The sequence below is a fragment of the Microcystis sp. LE19-10.1B genome (assembly GCF_027530565.1).
Classification (GTDB): domain Bacteria; phylum Cyanobacteriota; class Cyanobacteriia; order Cyanobacteriales; family Microcystaceae; genus Microcystis; species Microcystis aeruginosa.
The window spans coordinates 1-3,974 of record NZ_JAPZQM010000644.1; the positions used below are offsets into that span (position 1 = coordinate 1).

General features: G+C 43.2%; 2 protein-coding genes and 1 pseudogene. All 3 read left to right on the forward strand.

All coding sequences use genetic code 11. The features are described from left to right. Nucleotides 1-163 precede the first annotated feature (163 nt). Nucleotides 164-2,221 (forward strand): class I SAM-dependent DNA methyltransferase, encoded by a 2,058-nt coding sequence (locus O9332_RS23215; RefSeq protein WP_288027607.1) that lies wholly within the window; start codon nucleotides 164-166, stop codon nucleotides 2,219-2,221. A 35-nt stretch (nucleotides 2,222-2,256) separates the two neighbouring features. Beyond that, nucleotides 2,257-2,676 carry an endonuclease domain-containing protein gene (locus tag O9332_RS23220; RefSeq protein ID WP_002761599.1) on the forward strand — a complete coding sequence of 140 codons (420 nt, stop codon included), beginning with the start codon at nucleotides 2,257-2,259 and terminating at the stop codon, nucleotides 2,674-2,676. A gap of 359 nt (nucleotides 2,677-3,035) precedes the next feature. Continuing rightward, nucleotides 3,036-3,587, forward strand: a pseudogene (locus O9332_RS23225) (restriction endonuclease subunit S); the annotation flags it as partial. Nucleotides 3,588-3,974: the final 387 nt, after the last annotated feature.

A 3,974-nucleotide genomic window follows, 5' to 3' on the forward strand; every position in this document is an offset into this window, starting at 1 on the left:
TATGGGAGTGATCAGGGGGAAATTCAGCTACTTTTTCCCTGAAAATTAGGTAATTGACCCCCTCAAAATCGGTAAAACCCCACACCCCACACCCTACACCCTACACCCTGCCCCTAGGAAAAACTTTTTCAGCAAACCCTACCTAATTCTTGAGTAAAATTTCATGGCCCAACTGGACAACATCGAAGCGATCGAAAAAAAGCTCTGGAAAGCGGCCGACACCCTGCGCGCTAATTCTAACTATGCCAGTAACGAGTATTTTCTGCCCGTTATGGGCTTGATTTTCCTCCGTCATGCCTACAGTCGTTTTCTCAAGGTTAAAAGGGAGGTAGAGGCGGATTTACCGAAGCGAGGGGGTAAAACACGCTCCTTAACCAAAGAAGATTTCTTGTGCAAAGGAGCGATCTATCTCCAAGAAAAAGCTCAGTTCGATTTTCTGGTGGCGCTCCCCGATAGCGTCAATCGCTCGACCTCCTTAATGGAAGCAATGCTATCGATCGAGGGGGATTATCCACCTTTAGGGGGTATTTTACCGAAAACGGAATACCAAGAACTAGATAACGTGGTATTAGGGAATTTACTACGGATTTTAAACCCAGAAGAGTTAAAAAAAGCCGATGGGGATATTTTCGGGCGAATTTATGAATATTTCCTAACACAATTCGCTAATCTCAAAGCTCACGATAACGGAGAGTTTTTTACTCCCGTTTCTCTAGTATCTTTGATCGCCAATGTTTTAGAACCCGATCACGGATTGGTTTTCGATCCTGCCTGTGGTTCGGGGGGAATGTTTGTCCAGAGCGCACATTTCGTTGAGAGACAGCGCATCAATCCCCAGATGTTAACTTTTAAAGGGTTAGAGAAGAATCCGACCACAATTCGTTTAGCCAAGATGAATCTCGCGGTTCACGGTTTAGAAGGGGATATCCAAAAAGCGATCACCTACTACGAGGATCCGCTGGCATTGGCCGGGAAAGTGGATTATGTGATGGCCAATCCTCCCTTCAACGTGGACGAGGTGGATAGTAAGGTAGATGGTGATGAGCGCTTACCCTTCGGATTGCCGGGGGTTAATAAAAGTAACAAAGTTTCCAACGGTAACTATCTATGGATCAGTTACTTCTACAGCTATCTCAATGATCGAGGAAAAGCCGGTTTTGTTATGTCTTCCCAAGCTTCCAGCGCCGGGAGAGACGAAGGCAAGGTAAGACAGAAGTTAATCGAGACGGGAACGGTGGACATAATGATCGCGATCCGCTCCAACTTTTTCTATACCCGCTCCGTACCCTGCGAGTTGTGGTTTCTCAATCGAGGGAAACCCGCCGAGCTTCAAGATAAGATATTAATGATCGATGCCCGCAATATTTACCGGAAAGTAAACCGGACGATCAACGATTTTAGCCCAGAGCAGTTAGAGAATATTCTCTCGATTGTCTGGCTCTATCGGAGCGAATCGAAGCGTTTTATCGATTTGGTTGTCGGTTATTGCCAGAGTATCGATCGAGAGTATCAGGGATCGATCGCTCTTTTACAAAACTATCGCGAGCATCTGGACAAGTTAACCGAGGCCCTAGAGAAATTTTATAATCTCATCGATGAAAAAGACGGAACATGGTTAGAACTCCGAACAGCATCTGAGCTTTTCAAAGATGACATCGATAAATACGCCGGTTTCGCTCCGATTTCCTATAACGCTGATGATTTAGAGACTTTACACGAGGCTGTCCGCTGTTATCACGAATACGGCGAATTTAGTCGGGATCTGGGCAAACAGGCGGATCTGGTGAATAAATTATTAGGTCGAGCGATCGAGCGTGCCGAGAAGGATCTGGGGGCAAGAGATAGTAAACTGTGGTGGAATTCCCGCGAACTCAACACCTTACGCAAAGAAGCCGATACAAACCGTCAGAATGCGATCGAACAGCTTAAATCGGTTCGTGGTTTCTACCGTCACGCTCACTGGTTATTAGAAAGGTTCCCCGATGCCAAGCTGCGGGATGTGGAAGGGTTGGTTAAAGTGGTCGATCGCGAGGAGTTACAGGCGAATGATTGGAGTTTAACCCCCGGACGCTATGTCGGCGTTTCCCCAGAGGAGGAAGATGAGGATTTCGATTTCGAGGAAACGTTACGCGAAATTCATCTGGAGTTAAATGATCTCAACTCCGAGGCGATTCGTTTAGCTGATGAAATTGCGAAGAATTTTGAAGGGTTAGGAATTTAAAAAAGAACTTGGGTATATTTCCTTAAAGGAGACCGATGGAGATAGCGATCGTGTCTAAATTAAAATACGGTGTTTATTTTCTACCCTACAATCCCGATTTAGTCCCTAGAGCCAAGGAAATGCGAAAAAATCCCACACCGACAGAAAAAAAGTTATGGGCTTTTCTCCGACAATTTCCTTTAAAAATGTGGCGACAGCGACCGATCGATCAATTTATCGTTGATTTCTATTGTCCGAAGTTGAAATTAGTGATCGAGGTGGATGGGGAGGTTCATCTTACTCCGGAGGCAATGGCTTATGATGCTAGAAGAACGAAGGTTTTAGAGGGATACGGATTAACGGTGATCCGTTTCACCAATGATGAGGTTAAATACGATTTCGAGGCGGTTTGTGAGAAAATATCGGGGTTTATTTCTTCGCTTCCTGTCTGTACGGAGGTTGATGATCCTCCTTAGTCCTCCTTGAAAAGGTTATCCCCCCTAGCCCCCCTTTTCAAGGCTATCCCCCCTAGCCCCCCTTTTCAAGGGGGGAACCGGAACCGGAAGGGGAACCGGAACCGGAATCGGAGCGCGGTAGGGGTGCTGGAGGTGAGACGGGCGCTATGGCTGCGTAAGTCCCCCTTGAAAAGGGGGATTTAGGGGGATAAAAAGTCCCGCTTCTCACCAGTGATTCCCAAATTTGGTAAGTTAGAAAAGGTTACATCTGCGGGCGATTCGTTTAGCTGATGAAATTGCGAAGAATTTTGAAGGGTTGGGGATTTGAAACAATATAATATCCTATATCCTTGTATTTATATATTTTTTCGGAAACAAAAATGGAATGGAAGAATTGTAAGATCGAAGATGCACCAATCGCAATTATTGATGGTGATCGCGGTAAAAACTATCCAAAACAAGGTGATTTTTTAAACATAGGATATTGCTTATTTTTAAATGCCAGTAATGTTACAAAAAAGGGATTTGATTTTAATAATTGTCAATTTATAAGTGAAGATAAGGATGAAAAATTAAGAAAAGGAAAGCTATTTCAACATGACATTGTAATGACAACTCGCGGAACCCTGGGCAATGTTGCTTATTATCATGAAAAAATTGGATATGAACATATAAGGATTAATTCGGGAATGGTAATATTTCGTTGTGACCGCAATAAATTATTACCTAATTTTTTCTATTTGTTTATTTGTTCTCCATTGTTTATAAATCAAGTTAACAGCTTACGCAGTGGCGTTGCACAGCCACAATTACCGATCAAAGATATTAAAACAATTAAAATCAAAATTCCTCCCCTTCCCATTCAACAGAAAATCGCCGATATCCTCTCCAAATATGATGATTTAATCGAAAATAATCGCCGGCGCATCGAGTTATTAGAACGTTCAGCCCGCTTACTTTACAAGGAATGGTTTGTCCGTTTACGCTTCCCCGGACACGAACACACCCCGATTATCGATGGTATTCCTGAAGGGTGGGAGAATACAAAAATTACTAATTTATGTTATGTGATTGATGGAACTCACGATAGTCCTAAACCCGTACATGAAGGATACTATTTAGTAACTGGAAGACATATAACAGATGGTTTTATTGATTTTTCTAAATGCTATGTGATTACCATTGGTGAGAAGTTAAGCTTGTGTGTAATTTGTCAAGGGGTTATTGAAAAAAAATTGGGGACTACTTCGTTGCCGGTCAGGAAAAGGTGCTACAATCAGCTTGACTGTTGATTTTCGCTTTGTTTTGACAACTCCTAA